Raw genomic sequence first — 14713 nt, forward strand, 5'->3', positions numbered from 1 at the left:
GCATGGCGCTGCTTTTCCCGGCGGCGCTGGCCGCGCTAGCGGCGCTGATCATGCCGCTCATCCTCCATATCGCGCGCAAGAGCCAACAGCAGCCGACCGACTTTGCCGCGCTGCGCTGGCTACGCTCGCGCCCCAGGCCCCGCTCGCGCCTGCGCTTCGACGAGTGGCCGCTGCTGCTGCTTCGTCTCGCGCTGCTGGCGCTGGCCGCGCTATGGCTCGCCCAGCCCGTCCTGTTCGGTGCAGGCGACGACCGACCTTATGTGGCGGTAGTGCCGGCTGTTCAGGTCGCCCCCGCCACACTCGGCGACGCGCGCATCCACTGGCTCGCCCCCGGCTTCCCCAAGATCGACCAGCCCCGGCCTGACGGCCCGCTGCCCGTCGCCAGCCTGATCCGCCAGCTCGACGCCGAACTCCCGGCAAAGACGCCGCTCACCATCGTCGCCCCGACCATTCTCGAAGGCGCAGACGCCGACCGCCTGCGCCTGTCGCGCAAGGTGACGTGGCGCATTGCTCCCGGTGAGATGGCGGCTTCGGTGAACAAACCCGCGCCGCCGCCCATCCTTTCCATCCGCCATGACGAGGCCCATCGCGATGCAGTGCGCTATATCCGGGCCGCCGCACTGGCATGGCAATCTGCGAAAGCCGACAGCGAAATAGACAATCGCGGGACCGATGCGCCGCTGCCCGAAAAGGGGCGCCTCCTTGTCTGGCTGGCTGGCGGCACCTTGCCCGATAGCGTCATCGACTGGACGAAGCAGGGCGGCACCCTGCTCGTCGCCAGCGATGCGCACCTGCCGGTCGAAGAGGCGGCGCAACCGCTCTGGCGCGATGCGGAGGGCAAGCCGCTCGTCGAGGCGCTTTCTCTGGGCAAGGGCAGACTGATCCGCTTCACCCGCCCGCTTGTCCCATCGCAAATGCCCGAACTGCTGGAAGCCGATTTCCCTGACAGGCTGCGCGCGCTGATCGTCGCCCAGCCAGCGCCTTCCCGTGTTGCCGCCGCCGATTATGCCCCGCTTCCCGGCGGCCGCGCCTATGACCAGCCGCCGCAGCAACTTCGTAACTGGCTTGCCCTGCTGATCGCGTTGCTGCTCTTCGCCGAACGCTGGCTCGCCACCCGTCGCAGCCGGAGCATCGCGCCATGAGCGCCGACGCCCTGCGCACCCACTGGACCACGCCCGCCCGCCACCGCCGCATCGCGGACACGCTGGCGCTGGGCCTGCCGCTGGCCCTTGCCGCCGCCGCGATCGGCTGGCGACTGGCTGGTCCGGCAGTTGCTGGGCTGCTTGCGATTGTCGTGTTCGCTGTCGCCCTCATCGTCGCTCGCCAACGCGCAGCGCGCCACGACCTGCCCTGGCTGATCCGCAGCCTCGACGCGACGCGCCCTGAACTGGAGGACAGCAGCGCCCTCCTCTTCGCCGACGACGCACCGCTCTCCCCACTCCAGTCGCTCCAGCGCACCCGCATCGCCACGCGCCTCGATCAGGCCAGCCCGCACGATCTCACCCCAGGCTGGTCGAAGCGTCTGTTCCTGATCCTGAGCGTCCTTGCCGTCGCGCTGATCGCCGCCGCCCTTCTGTGGCCCCGCGCAGGGGAAGGCCCACCGACCCTCGCCCCAAGCGACGAAGGCCTGCCTGCCCGTCCGGGCATCCCCAGCCTCGTCGGGCAAAATCTCCGTATCGTCCCGCCCGCCTATACCGGCCTGCCGGTGCGAGACTCCGCTTCGCTGGACGCCCGCGTGCCGCAGGGATCGCGCCTCGAATGGACGCTCCGCTTCGATCCGCAGGCGAGTGCACCCAGGTTGCTGATGCTCGCTGGCCAGCCGCTCGCTTTGCGCCAGGAAGGTGCGAACTGGATCGCCACCCACACCGCCGACGCCGCCTTCCTCTACCGCGTCGATCCCGCCTCCAGGCGCGGCGCAACGCCGCGACTCCATAGGGTCGACGCCATCGCCGACGCCCCGCCGCAGGTAAAGCCGCTCACCGACAGCCTGACTATGATCAAGCCCGGTCAGCGCAGCTGGACTCCCGCCTTCGCCGCCACCGACGATTATGGCGTCGCCGCCACCGCCCGCCTGCGCGTCACGCTGGCAATCGGGGAGGGCGAGAATGTGACCTTCAGCGAGCGCGAAATCCCCGTGACCGGCACTGGTCCAGCCCGCAACCGCCGCTTCGCCCCGCGCCTCGACTTCCCGACCTTCGGCTTTGCCGCCGGCGGCGACATGGTGGTGCAGCTCATCGTCCGCGACAATCGCGCGCCCGGCCCGCAGGAGGTGCGCGGCCCCAGCCTGATCCTGCGCTGGCCGTCGCCGAAGCAGCCTGAAAGCAGCGGCCTCACCGGCATGGTCAACACCACCCTGCCCGCCTATTTCCGCAGCCAGCGTCAGATCATCATCGACATCGAAAAGCTGCTCAGGCAGAAGCGCACCCTCGCCCCGGACCGCACTCTTGCACGCTCCGCGTCGATCGGCGGCGACCAGCAGATTTTGCGCGGCCGCTACAGCCAGTTCCTCGGCGGCGAGAGCGAAGGCCAGCCCGAACTCCCCACCGCCGATGCGGATGGGCATAGCGAAAATGACGGCCATGACCATGGTCCGCCGGTGTCGACACCCAATGTTTTCGGCGAAAAGGAGGATGTGCTGGCGGAATTCGGCCATCCGCACGACGAAAGCCCTGCCTCCAGCCTTGATCCCGAAACCCGCGCGATCCTGAAACAGGCGGTGGACGAAATGTGGCAGTCCGAACGGGAACTCAAGACCGGGCATCCGGACACGGCGCTACCCTATGCCTATAAGGCGTTGCGCTTCATCAAGGAGGTGCAGCAGGCGACCCGCATCTTCCTGTCGCGCGTCGGGCCGGAACTGCCGCCGATCGACGCCAGCCGCCGCATGACCGGCAAGCGCGAAGGGCTGGCCAGCCGCCAGCTGGACATCACACCGGTCAAGCGACAGGACGGCCCTGCCGCCGCGGCATGGCGCGCATTGGGAGCGGGACCGGACGCGATCCGCGGCCCGATCGACCTTGCGCCGCTGGAAGGCTGGGTCCGCGCCAATGCCGGCCGCCTGCCCGATGCGCTGGCGCTGAGCGGCGCGATCGACGCCGTTCGTCGCGATCCTGCCTGCGCATCGTGCCGGGCGAAGCTGCGCGCGCAGCTCTGGACCGCCATGGAGCGGCCGCTCGGCCAGCCAGCCCGCCGCCGTCCGGCCGACGCTACGGGTACGCGCTATCTCCGCGCGATCGAGGGAGGCGGGTCATGATCGTCGCCGCTCTGCTCATCCTTGCCATATTGCTGGCCGCGATCCGCCTCATAATCTGGCACCGCGCCGCCGGGGAACAGGCCTCGCCGCTGCGCCTGACGCTCCTCCTGCTGCTCCAGCCGATCTGCGCCGGGCTGCTCCTTCTCGGCCTCTTCCCGCCCGCGACCATCGGTGGCAGCGGCACGTTGCGCATCGCGACGGCCGGGACGCCCCGCCTCGCCGCCGGCGGGACGCCGCTGATCATCTTGCCCGAAGCCGGCACTATCCCTGGCGAAGCGGCACCCGACCTCGCCACCGCGCTGCGCCGCCATCCCGCCGCCAACAGGATCGAGATCATCGGCCGGGGCCTCACGCCCCGCGATCTGGATGCGGCGCGCAGCGTCGCCGTCCGCTTTGCCCCGCCTCAGCCGCCCAAGGGACTCACCGATCTGGCACCGCCCGTGCCGACCGCACCGGGCGCGAGCTTCACCGCTGGCGCGACGCTTGCTGGTCTGCCCCATGCGACTGTCGAGCTGCTCGACCCCGCCGGCCGCATCACCGACAGCGCAACGCCTGACCCCGATGGTCATGTCCGCCTGACCGGCACCAGCCGCACCACCGGCACCGCCGACTTCACCCTGCGCGTCCGCGATGGCAACCGCACCATCGAACAGGCCGGCGTCCCCGTCGTCACACAGGACAGTGCCAGGCCGCGCCTGTTGATCCTCGCCGGCGCACCGGGCCCAGAGGTCAAATATCTGCGTCGCTGGGCCACCGACGCAGGCTTTGCCGTCTCCACCCAAATGAGCGCAGGCGGCGGCATTCAGTTGGGCGACGCACCCGTGTCGATCGACGGCGCGACCCTACGCCGCTTCGACGCCGTGCTGGTCGATGATCGCAGCTGGGCCGCGCTCGGCGGCGGGCGCGGCGCGTTGCTTGGCGCGGTGCGCGACGGCCTTGGCCTCATCCTGCGCGCCAGCGGCCCGCTCGACGGCGCGACCCGCGGCCAGTGGCAGGCGCTCGGCTTCACGCTCAAGGGGGGGAATGATCTCGCCCCGCTCGCCCTGCCCAAGCCGCCCGTCGTCGCCATCGCCCGCACCCGGCAGGGCATAACCGATGCCGACCGCCCCGACGACATGGCGCTCCCCGACGAGATGCTCCCCGAAGTCACCCGTCTCGCCGCCGCGCCTGCGGGCCACGATACGGTGACGCTGCTACAGGATGCCGGTGGCACGACGCTCGCGGCATGGCGGGCGTTGGGCATGGGCCGGATCGCGCTCTTCACCGGCGTGGACAGCTATGCGCTGACGCTGACCGGCCACCAACCCCTCTACGATCAATGGTGGCGCAGTCTCCTTGGCGCTGTCGGCCGCCCCGCACCCGCGCCCGCGCACATCGACGGCATCCACTGGGCAGGCGAACGCATGACGCTCTGCGGCCTCACCGGCGATGCCCAGGCCATCCGCCCCGACGGCAGCCCCGCCCGCCTGATCCCCGTCAATGGCTGCGCGGCGTTCTGGCCCGCCAACGCCGGCTGGCACATTTTGCGCGGGAAGGACGGCATCACGCCTTTCCACGTCCAGCCCGCAGGCGCGCTTCCCGCCGTGCGCGCCGCCCGCGATCGCGCCGCGACGCTGATGCTGCGCGGAGACGCCCCGGCGACAGCGCAAGGCGAACCACGCCCCGGCCCGTCCTGGCCCTGGCTGCTCGGCTGGCTCCTTGCCAGCGCCCTGCTCTGGGGACTGGAACGCAGCCGGATCGGCCGCTGTCAGTCGGCCCTGTAAGCCATGTAGAAGTCACGCAGCGCCCGCGCATCGTGCAGGGCGTTGTGCGGCACCCGGCTGTTCGCGGCTGCGCTGAAGCCCGCCGCGTTGATCAGTTCCAGCCGCAGCCCGAAATCGACGCCTGCCATCTGCCCCGGTCCCTTCACCAGCAGCGCGCAGAAATGGGCCAGATCCTCCGGCCAGTCGGCGATGATCACCGGATCGCTGTCCCCCGCCAGATAGGCGGCGACCATATCCGCGCCTTCCTCGCGCCCCAGTTCATGGTCGATCCCCGGCGGCACATGGCGCAAATAGGGGATGACGTTGCTGGCGACCCATGGCTCGATCTCGCCCGGCAGCGGCAGTGAGAAATACAGTTCCTGGTCCCCATCTTCAGGCACCAGGGCCACGCTGATCAGCGTCCCGCCAAAGCCATTGAATTCGGTATCGAGAAAATAGCGCATGAAGAAATAGGCTGCCTGTCCAGATTCGGGTCGCGGTCGGCGGGCCGATAGCATCCCCCGGGCGGATCGGCCAAGCGTCGGCCGATGCGCGCGACCGCCTGTAGCATTTGCGCGACGGAAGCCAAGCTGCCATGCGCCACATTGCCGATGGTTTATGTATGAAGGGGCAATATGACGCCGCGCGAATATCTGGGGTCCGCCGCCGTGCCGGGTGGGCAGGAACTGAAACTCTACCGGCGTGGCGGCGATTATATGATCGTCCTCGACCGCAATGAATTGATGAGCAGCCGCATGAGCGGATCGGAAAAGCAGCTCGCGCTGATGACGATCGAGCGGCTGAAGGGGCGCAAGGCGCCGCACCTGCTGATCGGCGGCTATGGCATGGGCTTTACCCTGCGCGCGGCGCTGGGCGCTCTTGACGCATCGGCGCAGATTACCGTCGCCGAACTGGTCCCCGAGATCATCGAATGGGCGCGCGGCCCGATGACGGAACTGGCCGACGGTTGCCTGGACGACTCGCGCGTGCGGCTCGTGCTGGACGATGTCGTCCATGTGATCGCGGCGGGCCATGGCAGCTATGACGCTATCCTGCTCGACGTCGACAATGGCCCGGACGGCCTGACCGCCGCCGCCAATGACCGGCTCTACAATGGCAAGGGACTGGACGCCGCCCGCGCCGCATTGAAGCCAGGCGGCATCCTCGCCGTCTGGTCCGCCGGTTCCGACGATGCCTTTACCCGCCGCCTGCGCAGCGCCGGCTTTCTGGTCGAGGAAGTCGCCGTGCGCGCCCGCGACAATGGCAAGGGGCCGCGCCATGTCATCTGGTTTGCACAAAAGCGCTGAACATGCTGCACTGCGACAATGCGTCCAACCGGGCGCCGTGAGATTTCCACCGACACGCTCTTTCAAAAGGATGCCGGAGTGATCCAGACCATCACCACCACCCCCTTCACCGACCAGAAGCCCGGCACGTCCGGCCTGCGCAAGAAGGTGCGGGTGTTCGCCCAGCCCCATTATGCCGAGAATTTCATCCAGTCGGTGTTCGACAGTCTGGAAGGGTTCGCGGGCAAGACGCTGGTGGTGGGCGGCGACGGCCGCTATCTCAACCGTGAAGTCATCCAGACCGTGCTGAAAATGGCGGCGGCCAATGGCTTCGGTCGCGTGCTGGTGGGGGCCGGCGGCATCCTGTCCACCCCCGCAGCCTCGCACCTGATCCGGTCGTCGGGCGCGTTCGGCGGCCTCGTCCTCTCTGCCAGCCACAATCCCGGCGGCCCGGACGAGGATTTCGGCATCAAATATAATATCGGCAATGGCGGCCCGGCGCCGGAGAAGGTGACGGACGCGATCAACGCCCGCACGCTGACGATCGACAGCTACCGGACGCTGGACGCCGCCGATGTCGACATCGACACCATCGGCACCAGCCAGCTCGGCGACATGATCGTCGAGGTGGTCGATCCCGTGCTTCTCTATGCCGAGTTGATGGAAAGCCTGTTCGATTTCGCCGCGATCCGCGCGATGATCGCCGGCGGCTTCACCCTCGCCTTCGACAGCATGAGCGCCGTGACCGGTCCCTATGCGACGGAGATTTTCGAAAAGCGCCTCGGCGCGCCCGCCGGCACCGTGATGAACGGTATCCCGCTCCCGGATTTCGGCCATCATCATCCCGACCCGAACCTGGTCCACGCCAGGGATCTCTACGACCGGCTGATGGCCCCCGACGCGCCCGATTTCGGCGCGGCGTCGGACGGCGACGGAGACCGCAACCTCATCATCGGCCGCCATTGCTATGTCACCCCCTCGGACTCGCTGGCGGTGCTGGCGGCCAACGCCCATCTTGCACCCGGCTATGCATCGGGCCTCCAGGGCATTGCCCGCTCCATGCCGACCAGCGGCGCGGCCGACAGGGTTGCCGAAAAGCTCGGCCTGCCGCTCTACGAAACACCGACCGGCTGGAAATTCTTCGGCAACCTGCTGGACGCCGGCATGGCGACCATCTGCGGTGAGGAAAGCGCCGGCACCGGCTCCGACCATGTGCGCGAGAAGGACGGCATCTGGGCCGTGCTGCTCTGGCTCAACATCCTCGCCGCCCGGCAACAGAGCGTCGCGGCCATCATGGCCGATCACTGGGCGACCTATGGCCGCAATTACTATGCCCGCCACGATTATGAAGCCATCGCCAAGGACAAGGCCGATGCGCTGATGGCAGCACTGCGCGGCAAACTCGACAGCCTGCCCGGCACGTCGAACAGCGGCGGCACGGTGAAGAGCGCCGACGATTTCGCCTATACCGATCCGACCGACCAATCGGTCAGCCGCAATCAAGGCGTGCGCATCCTGTTCGAGGATGGATCGCGCGTCGTCTTCCGCCTGTCGGGCACCGGCACCGAAGGCGCAACGCTGCGCGTCTATATCGAGCGTTATGTCGGCCCGGACGGCGACCTTGCCCTCGAAACCGCGACCGCGCTTGCCCCGCTGATCGCCGCCGCGCAGGAGGTTGCCGATATCCGCGGCTTTACCGGAATGGACCAGCCCAGCGTCATCACCTGAGAGGCTTCTACATCCGTTCGTTTCGAGCGTGTCGAGAAACGAGATGAATGCGCTATCCGCTTCTCGACTTAGCTCGAAGCGAACGGGAACTATGGCATTTCACGCAATCCTCGCTTGCGCTGGACACAAACTAACATCCTAGAAACAGGATAGAAACGCACGCATCCTAGAAAGGACAGGTCGCCGCATCCGTCGGCGCCTGTCCTTTTCCATTTTCAGGGAACCTCATGCGCCGCCTCGCTCTTTGCCTGTCAGCCTGCCTCACCTTGCTCTCCGCCCCGGCGCATGCCTCCACCAGCGAGGATGAGCAATTCTGGCTCAACCTGACCGCCATGGGATCGATAAAGGACGAGCTGGTCTATTTCGCAGAGGTACAGCCGCGCGTCGGCGACGGCATCTCGCGCGTCGATCAAGCGCTGTTCCGCGGCGCGCTTGGCTGGAAATTCTCGCCCTCGCTCACCCTCTATCAGGGTTTCGCCCATGTCGTCGTACCGATCGAGGGCGGCAAGGACGTGAATGAGGAACGCAGCTTTCAGCAACTCAGCTGGACATTGGGCAAGCCCTGGGGCGGCGAGCTATCCTCGCGCACGCGGCTCGAACAGCGCTGGCGATCGGATGGCGACGACATGGGCTGGCGGGTTCGCGAGATGATCCGTTACGAAAAGCCGCTGAAGGCGAACAGCGATGCCGTGAACGCACTGGTCTATGCCGAGGGTTTCGCCGCGCTCAACGATACCGACTGGGGGGCGCGCAGCGGCTTCGACCAATTGCGCAGCTTCGTCGGCGCGGAACTGGGCCTGCCCGGCGCGTCGACAGTGGAGGTCGGCTATCTGAACCAGCTGATCAACCAGCGCGCCGGTAACACGCGCGTCAACCATGTCGCGTCGGTGACGTTGTTCTTCCGGCACTGAAGTGATTTCGAGTGAAATGGAACATTTCACGACTCGGAAATCACGGAAAACAAAAGAAAATAGCGTTTATCCTAATTCAATTTGGACAGGATAAGCTCTGAAACCGGAAGCGATCAGGCCCCGATCATCGACGGGGCCTGACGAAAATCCTAGCTCTATGCGTCTTTTGATTACCGCATATTGGGAGCCGTCGGCTGTGCCAACCGACTTCAGAATGCTTCAGGCCCGCGCGAACAGCCCTTCGACGAGGCCCTGAAACAGGCGCTTGCCGTCGGTCGAGCCATGGGCGGCTTCGATCACGCGCTCGGGGTGCGGCATCATGCCCAGCACATTGCCTGCCTCGTTGAGGATGCCGGCGATGTTGCGGGCCGAACCGTTGACGCTCTCCGCATAGCGCAGCGCGACGCGGCCTTCGCCTTCCAGCCGGTCGAGCGTGGCGTCGTCGGCAAAATAATTGCCGTCATGATGCGCGACCGGATAGGAGATCGCTTCACCCGCTTCATAGTGGCTGGTGAAAGCGCTCTGGGCGTTCTCGACCGTCAGGGCGACGTCGCGGCAGACGAAATGACCGCCAGCATTGCGCAGCAGCGCGCCGGGCAGCAGACCGCTTTCGGTCAGCACCTGGAATCCGTTGCAGATGCCCAGCACATAGGCGCCACGGTCGGCAGCCTTCGCCACCGCCTGCATCACCGGCGACCGCGCGGCCATCGCGCCGGACCGCAGATAGTCGCCATAGGAAAAGCCGCCCGGCACGCCGATCAGGTCGATGTCGTCGGGCAGTTCGGTGTCGCGATGCCAGATCATGGCAGGCCTGGTGCCGGTCGCAGCCTCGAACGCCACCGCCAGGTCGCGGTCGCAATTGCTGCCCGGAAAGACGATGACGGCGCTCTTCATGGCTCAGGCCACCTTTTCGATGCGGTAGTTTTCGATCACCGTGTTGGCCAGCAGCTTGCGGCACATGGCGTCGATATCCTCGTCGCTGGTGCCGTCGGCCAGATCCAGTTCGATCAGCTTGCCGGCGCGCACGTCATTGACGCCGCTGAAACCCAGGCCATCGAGCGCGTGCTGGATCGCCCGGCCCTGCGGATCGAGGACACCGCCCTTGAGGGTGACGAAGATGCGGGCTTTCATGGGGTGCGGACTCCTTGGAATCGACGAATGCCGCGCTTCATGCGCGGGGGATGGCGTTGCCGCACCCCCTAGGCGCGACGGGCCGAGGAGGCAAGCCATTATGAGTTTCTTAGCGACCATCGGGCTATTGTGACCGGACGGTTGGGGGAGCGTACGCAATATGTCCGGGCTGGCATTGGCAATGTTTGTCGCGCTGTTCGCCTGGGGACCGCAGATCGTCGGCTATGAGGATCCCCATGGGAAGGTCCAGCTCGCCTTGCTGGCGACCTTCTGTTTCGGCTTGCTGATCGGCTACCGATCCAGCTGACGCGCGCTGGGCGCACGAATCCTGGTAGCAACAGTATCGGGCAGCAGCGGGCCAACATTGATTCGTCGTCGCGATATGATGCGTCCGCCCCGCTTGGCCATGCATCCTCCCGGCGATCCGGGGCGAAAGAAACATCCCGGAAAACAGCGCTCCGCGCCGCCTGCTCCACCGCCATATGATAAAAAAAGGGCCGATCCGTGAGGACCAGCCCTGAAAGTTTTTAGGAGAGGATGCCTGAAAGGCCTGCCTCCTATGAAATGTTAGCGCCACCATCGCAAGTGCGAAATAGCGGCCCGCGGTTGCAAAGATTGCAACCGCGTTTCGCTTCGATGTCGTTATCGGGTCAGTTTCTTGTAGGCCAGACGGGTCGGACGGTCGGCCGCATCGCCCAGGCGACGGCGCTTGTCCTCTTCATAAGCCTCGAAATTGCCCTCGAACCATTCGACATGGCTATCGCCCTCGAACGCGAGGATATGCGTGGCGAGACGATCGAGGAAAAAGCGATCGTGGCTGATGACCACGGCGCAGCCCGCGAAATTTTCGATCGCTTCTTCGAGCGCCGCCAGCGTTTCGACGTCGAGGTCGTTGGTCGGTTCGTCGAGCAGCAGCACGTTGCCGCCGCGCTTCAGCATCTTTGCGATGTGGACGCGATTGCGCTCACCGCCCGACAGCTTGCCAACATTCTTCTGCTGGTCCTGACCCTTGAAGTTGAAGGCGCCGACATAGGCACGGGTCGACATGTCATGGCCGTTGACCTTGACATAATCGAGACCGTCCGAGACTTCTTCCCAGACATTCTTCGACGCGTCGAGATGGTCGCGGCTCTGGTCGACGAAGCCGAGGCGCACGGTGGTACCGATATCGATTTCACCCGAATCCGGCTTCTCCTGGCCAGTGATAAGCTTGAACAGCGTGGACTTGCCCGCGCCGTTCGGCCCGATCACGCCGACGATGCCGCCCGGCGGCAGCAGGAAGGACAGATCCTCGAACAGCAGCTTGTCGCCAAATGCCTTCGAGATGCCCTTGAACTCGATCACCTTGCCGCCCAGACGCTCGGGCACCTGGATGACGATCTGCGCCTTGCCGGGCGTGCGGTTATTCTGGCCGGCGACCAGTTCCTCGAACTTCTTGATACGCGCCTTGGACTTGGTCTGGCGGCCCTTGGTGCCGGCCCGGATCCATTCCAGTTCGTCGTTGATCGCCTTCTGGCGGCCGGTCGCCTCGCGGTCTTCCTGTTCCAGACGCTTGGCCTTCTTCTCCAGATAGGTGGAGTAGTTGCCTTCGTAGGGGAAATATTTTCCGCGATCGAGTTCCAGGATCCAGCCGACCACATTGTCCAGGAAGTAGCGATCGTGGGTGATCATCAGCACCGACCCCGCATATTCCTTCAGGTGGTTTTCCAGCCAGGTGACGCTTTCTGCGTCAAGATGGTTGGTCGGTTCGTCGAGCAGCAGGATGTCGGGCTTCTGGATCAACAGGCGCGTGAGCGCGATGCGGCGCTTTTCACCGCCCGACAGGCTTTCGACCGACCAGTCGGACGGGGGGCAGCGCAGCGCTTCCATCGCGATTTCGAGCTGGTTGTCGAGCGTCCAGCCGTCGACCGCGTCGATCTGTTCCTGGAGCGTGCCCATTTCCTCCATGAGGGCGTCGAAATCGGCGTCCTCCGGCGGATCGGCCATGATCATGCTGATCTCGTTGAAACGGTCCATCTTGTCCGCGATCTCGCGCGCGCCGTCCTTGACGTTTTCAAGGACAGTCTTGTTCGGATCGAGCTGCGGCTCCTGCGGCAGATAGCCGACCGTGATATTCTCGCCCGGCCAGGCCTCACCGGAAAAATCGGTGTCGATGCCGGCCATGATCTTCATCAGGGTCGATTTACCGGCGCCGTTGGGGCCGACGATGCCGATCTTGGAACCGCGATAGAATTGCAGGTTGATGTTGCCCAACACCGGCTTCGCCGCGCCGGGAAAGGTCTTGGTCATGCTCTTCATGACATAGGCATATTGCGAGGAAGCGGACATGGGTTCGCGCAGCTCCGAAAAATCAGACGTTGGAATTTGGGGCGGAGTTAGCGGACGCGGAAGCCATTGGCAAATGGGGGATCGCTCGATAAGCCTTCACTCATGCACAAAATCCGATCGGGCCAGCTTGCCGCCCTGCTTCTTGGCAGCATCCTCACCGCCAACGCCGTCCACGCGGCCCCTGCCGACAGCGGCACGATTCGGGAAGCGGCGCTCAAGGATGATGTCGCCTGGGACTTTACCGAAGGGCTGACGACCGAAATCGGCCCGCGCCCCGCCGGCACGCCACAGGAAGCCCGCGCCCGCGACTGGGCGGTGGCTAAGCTCAAGGCGCTCGGTTTCTCCAACGTGCGCGCCGAACCTTATATGATGCCGGTCTGGGTGCGCGGCAGGGACGAAGCCCGCATCCTCTCCCCCTTCCCGCAAAATCTGGTGCTGGCCGCGCTCGGCAACAGCGGATCGACCAGCGACAAGGGGATCGAAGGCGAAGTCGTCTATTTCCCCAGCATCGCCGATCTGGAGGCCGCGCCCGAAGCGAGCCTCAAGGGCAAGATCGCCTTTGTCGACCATGGCATGAAGGCGACACAGGACGGCTCTTCCTATGGCTATTTCGGCGCGGCGCGGCGGCAGGGGCCGAGCATCGCGTCGAAAAAGGGCGCCATCGCCATCCTCATCCGCTCGATCGGCACCGATCATCATCGTGTGCCGCACACCGGGGTCCTGATGTGGGCGGACGGGGTGACGCCGATTCCGGCAGCGGCGCTGACGGTGCCTGATGCAGAACAGCTCGCCCGCATCGTAAAGCGCGGCCAGCCGGTGAAACTGCACCTCACCCTGACCTCGAAGATGCTGAAGGACCAGCCTTCCGGCAACGTGATCGCCGAAATCCCCGGCAGCGATCCGGCGGCGGGCGTGGTCGTAGCGGCGTGCCATCTCGACAGCTGGGATCAGGGCACCGGCGCAATCGATGACGCGACCGGCTGTGCGATCGCCGCCGCCTCCGCACTTCACGTCGCCAAGGTCGGCCAGCCCCGCCGCACCATCCGCGTGCTGATGGCGGGCGCTGAGGAAGTAGGCGGCGACGGCGCACGCGCTTATTATAAGGCGCACGGGTCGGAGAAGCATGCGCTGGCGATCGAATCGGATTTCGGCGCCGACCGGATCTGGCGCGTCGATTTCAAATTACCCAGGGGGCATGAGGCACTGTCCAAGCGCATCGCGGATGCCCTTGCTCCACTCGGCGTGGGGGCCAGCACGCAGGAAGCGGGCGGCGGCGCCGACATCGCGCCTCTGGTAAAGGCCGGCGTTCCTGTCATCGATCTGCAACAGGACGGCACACGCTATTTCGACCTGCACCACACGCCCGACGATACGCTGGACAAGGTCGATCCCGAGCAATTGCGGCAGAATGTCGCCGCTTGGGCCGTGACGCTGGACATTGTCGCAAACGCCTCAGAAACAATGAGCGCTAACTGAACTTTTATAGTAGACAACCGCCCGTCGCGTGATTCTGCCGCTTCACCGACGCAGAAAAGCATTGATTTGTGCAGCGCACACGTTAATGCGGGTCGCTCGCGTAGGGTCACATTTGTAACGTGCCAGACGCGGCATAATGCTATGGGAGCCGTACACAATGAAGAAGATCGCTGTTGTTTTCGCTTCGGCCAGCCTGATGGCCCTCGCCGCTTGCGGTGAGAAGCCGGCCAACGAGACCGCGAACGCTTCGAACGCCGTCGTCGAGAACGTCGTCGAAAACGCCGTCAACGCTGCGGACAACGCCGCGAACGCTGCCGACAACGCCGCGAACGCCGCGAACGCCGCGAACGTTGCTGAGAACGCCGCGAACGCGAAGTAATCTTCGCATTAGCGAGATTCGAAGGGCGGGCCCGAAAGGGCTCGCCCTTTTTCGTGCCCGCTCGATTGGCGCCACCGCGCCGGAACATCGCACCACCGACATGTGTTTCTCTTCCAACGAAAAAGGAGAGACATGATGGGCAAGGGCATATTGCTGTGGCTGCTGGGCGTGCCGATCCCCATCATTCTGCTCTTATGGCTGTTCTTCCACTGATCGGCGATCACGTAGCCGGTTTGCCCCGCCAGTAATAGCGCGCCGGACAATTGACAGGCCGAAGAAGGACATCGTCCGCGAGCGTTTCGCGGTTCCCCTACCCCGTCCCGATTCGTTTGGTCATTCTCTACCGCGAACGCTCTTTTCGCTTGCGCTTTATCGGCGCAGAAAGCTAAGGGCTGCGGGCGTCGGGGAGTAGCGCAGTCTGGTAGCGCGCCTGCTTTGGGAGCAGGATGTCGCAGGTTCGAATCCTGTCTCCCCGACCA

Annotated in this window: 13 protein-coding genes and 1 tRNA gene; 10 read left to right on the forward strand and 4 right to left on the reverse strand. The window is 65.4% G+C overall.

Annotated elements, in window-relative coordinates; genetic code table 11:
- Positions 1-2 precede the first annotated feature (2 nt).
- The 3 genes from DM806_RS13440 to DM806_RS13450 are packed head-to-tail and all read left to right on the forward strand — an operon-like array spanning position 3 to position 5016.
- Positions 3-1142 (forward strand): BatA domain-containing protein, encoded by a 1140-nt coding sequence (locus DM806_RS13440; protein ID WP_256869301.1) that lies wholly within the window; start codon positions 3-5, stop codon positions 1140-1142.
- Positions 1139-3253, forward strand: coding sequence for a DUF4175 family protein (locus DM806_RS13445; protein ID WP_179043681.1), 2115 nt, complete (start codon positions 1139-1141; stop codon positions 3251-3253). Before DM806_RS13440 ends, DM806_RS13445 begins: the two co-directional genes overlap by 4 nt.
- Positions 3250-5016, forward strand: a complete 1767-nt coding sequence (locus DM806_RS13450; protein WP_179043682.1) for a carboxypeptidase regulatory-like domain-containing protein — start codon at positions 3250-3252, stop codon at positions 5014-5016. The genes DM806_RS13445 and DM806_RS13450 overlap by 4 nt, the downstream gene beginning before the upstream one ends.
- On the opposite strand, the gene DM806_RS13455 is transcribed toward DM806_RS13450, so the two are convergent.
- On the reverse strand, positions 5001-5459 hold the full coding sequence (locus DM806_RS13455) for a hypothetical protein (RefSeq protein ID WP_179043683.1): 459 nt from the start codon (positions 5457-5459) through the stop codon (positions 5001-5003). The two genes, DM806_RS13450 and DM806_RS13455, sit on opposite strands and share 16 nt — an antisense overlap.
- 171 nt (positions 5460-5630) lie before the next feature.
- On the opposite strand from DM806_RS13455, the gene DM806_RS13460 reads away from it, so the two are divergent.
- From DM806_RS13460 to DM806_RS13470, 3 genes are all read left to right on the forward strand, one after another.
- Entirely contained in the window at positions 5631-6302 is a 672-nt protein-coding gene (locus DM806_RS13460) for a spermidine synthase (protein ID WP_179043684.1), read from the forward strand.
- A 78-nt stretch (positions 6303-6380) separates the two neighbouring features.
- On the forward strand, positions 6381-8009 hold the full coding sequence (locus DM806_RS13465; protein ID WP_179043685.1) for an alpha-D-glucose phosphate-specific phosphoglucomutase: 1629 nt from the start codon (positions 6381-6383) through the stop codon (positions 8007-8009).
- A gap of 227 nt (positions 8010-8236) precedes the next feature.
- Positions 8237-8920 (forward strand): DUF2490 domain-containing protein, encoded by a 684-nt coding sequence (locus tag DM806_RS13470; protein WP_179043686.1) that lies wholly within the window; start codon positions 8237-8239, stop codon positions 8918-8920.
- A gap of 219 nt (positions 8921-9139) precedes the next feature.
- Here DM806_RS13470 and purQ read toward each other — a convergent pair whose 3' ends face one another.
- Positions 9140-9814 carry a phosphoribosylformylglycinamidine synthase subunit PurQ gene (purQ, locus tag DM806_RS13475; RefSeq protein ID WP_179043687.1) on the reverse strand — a complete coding sequence of 225 codons (675 nt, stop codon included), beginning with the start codon at positions 9812-9814 and terminating at the stop codon, positions 9140-9142.
- A gap of 3 nt (positions 9815-9817) precedes the next feature.
- A complete protein-coding gene (gene purS, locus DM806_RS13480; protein ID WP_179043688.1) occupies positions 9818-10051 on the reverse strand; it encodes a phosphoribosylformylglycinamidine synthase subunit PurS in 234 nt (77 codons plus the stop codon).
- Positions 10052-10211: 160 nt separating this feature from the next.
- On the opposite strand from purS, the gene DM806_RS13485 reads away from it, so the two are divergent.
- A complete protein-coding gene (locus DM806_RS13485) occupies positions 10212-10358 on the forward strand; it encodes a hypothetical protein (RefSeq protein ID WP_179043689.1) in 147 nt (48 codons plus the stop codon).
- A 335-nt stretch (positions 10359-10693) separates the two neighbouring features.
- Here the strand turns inward: DM806_RS13485 and ettA are convergent, their stop codons facing one another.
- On the reverse strand, positions 10694-12379 hold the full coding sequence (gene ettA / locus DM806_RS13490) for an energy-dependent translational throttle protein EttA (protein ID WP_179043690.1): 1686 nt from the start codon (positions 12377-12379) through the stop codon (positions 10694-10696).
- 102 nt (positions 12380-12481) lie between these two features.
- Here ettA and DM806_RS13495 point away from each other — a divergent pair, with 102 nt between their 5' ends.
- The 3 genes from DM806_RS13495 (at position 12482) to DM806_RS13505 (ending at position 14713) form a co-directional block, all read left to right on the forward strand.
- Entirely contained in the window at positions 12482-13855 is a 1374-nt protein-coding gene (locus tag DM806_RS13495) for a M20/M25/M40 family metallo-hydrolase (protein WP_179043691.1), read from the forward strand.
- A gap of 157 nt (positions 13856-14012) precedes the next feature.
- A complete protein-coding gene (locus tag DM806_RS13500; protein ID WP_179043692.1) occupies positions 14013-14234 on the forward strand; it encodes a hypothetical protein in 222 nt (73 codons plus the stop codon).
- Positions 14235-14636: 402 nt separating this feature from the next.
- Positions 14637-14713: transfer RNA gene (locus tag DM806_RS13505), tRNA-Pro, on the forward strand.

This window comes from Sphingobium lactosutens (assembly GCF_013393185.1).
GTDB classification, from domain to species: domain Bacteria; phylum Pseudomonadota; class Alphaproteobacteria; order Sphingomonadales; family Sphingomonadaceae; genus Sphingobium; species Sphingobium lactosutens_A.

What these genes read in the sequence shown, in the direction of transcription:
- DM806_RS13450 (WP_179043682.1), top strand. Translation starts at nt 3,250, where the DNA reads ATGATCGTCGCCGCTCTGCTCATCCTTGCCATATTGCTGGCCGCGATC.
- DM806_RS13455 (WP_179043683.1), bottom strand. Translation starts at nt 5,459, where the DNA reads ATGCGCTATTTTCTCGATACCGAATTCAATGGCTTTGGCGGGACGCTG.
- DM806_RS13460 (WP_179043684.1), top strand. Translation starts at nt 5,631, where the DNA reads ATGACGCCGCGCGAATATCTGGGGTCCGCCGCCGTGCCGGGTGGGCAG.
- purS (WP_179043688.1), bottom strand. Translation starts at nt 10,051, where the DNA reads ATGAAAGCCCGCATCTTCGTCACCCTCAAGGGCGGTGTCCTCGATCCG.
- purQ (WP_179043687.1), bottom strand. Translation starts at nt 9,814, where the DNA reads ATGAAGAGCGCCGTCATCGTCTTTCCGGGCAGCAATTGCGACCGCGAC.
- DM806_RS13470 (WP_179043686.1), top strand. Translation starts at nt 8,237, where the DNA reads ATGCGCCGCCTCGCTCTTTGCCTGTCAGCCTGCCTCACCTTGCTCTCC.
- DM806_RS13440 (WP_256869301.1), top strand. Translation starts at nt 3, where the DNA reads ATGGCGCTGCTTTTCCCGGCGGCGCTGGCCGCGCTAGCGGCGCTGATC.
- DM806_RS13500 (WP_179043692.1), top strand. Translation starts at nt 14,013, where the DNA reads ATGAAGAAGATCGCTGTTGTTTTCGCTTCGGCCAGCCTGATGGCCCTC.
- ettA (WP_179043690.1), bottom strand. Translation starts at nt 12,379, where the DNA reads ATGTCCGCTTCCTCGCAATATGCCTATGTCATGAAGAGCATGACCAAG.
- DM806_RS13485 (WP_179043689.1), top strand. Translation starts at nt 10,212, where the DNA reads ATGTCCGGGCTGGCATTGGCAATGTTTGTCGCGCTGTTCGCCTGGGGA.
- DM806_RS13445 (WP_179043681.1), top strand. Translation starts at nt 1,139, where the DNA reads ATGAGCGCCGACGCCCTGCGCACCCACTGGACCACGCCCGCCCGCCAC.
- DM806_RS13495 (WP_179043691.1), top strand. Translation starts at nt 12,482, where the DNA reads ATGCACAAAATCCGATCGGGCCAGCTTGCCGCCCTGCTTCTTGGCAGC.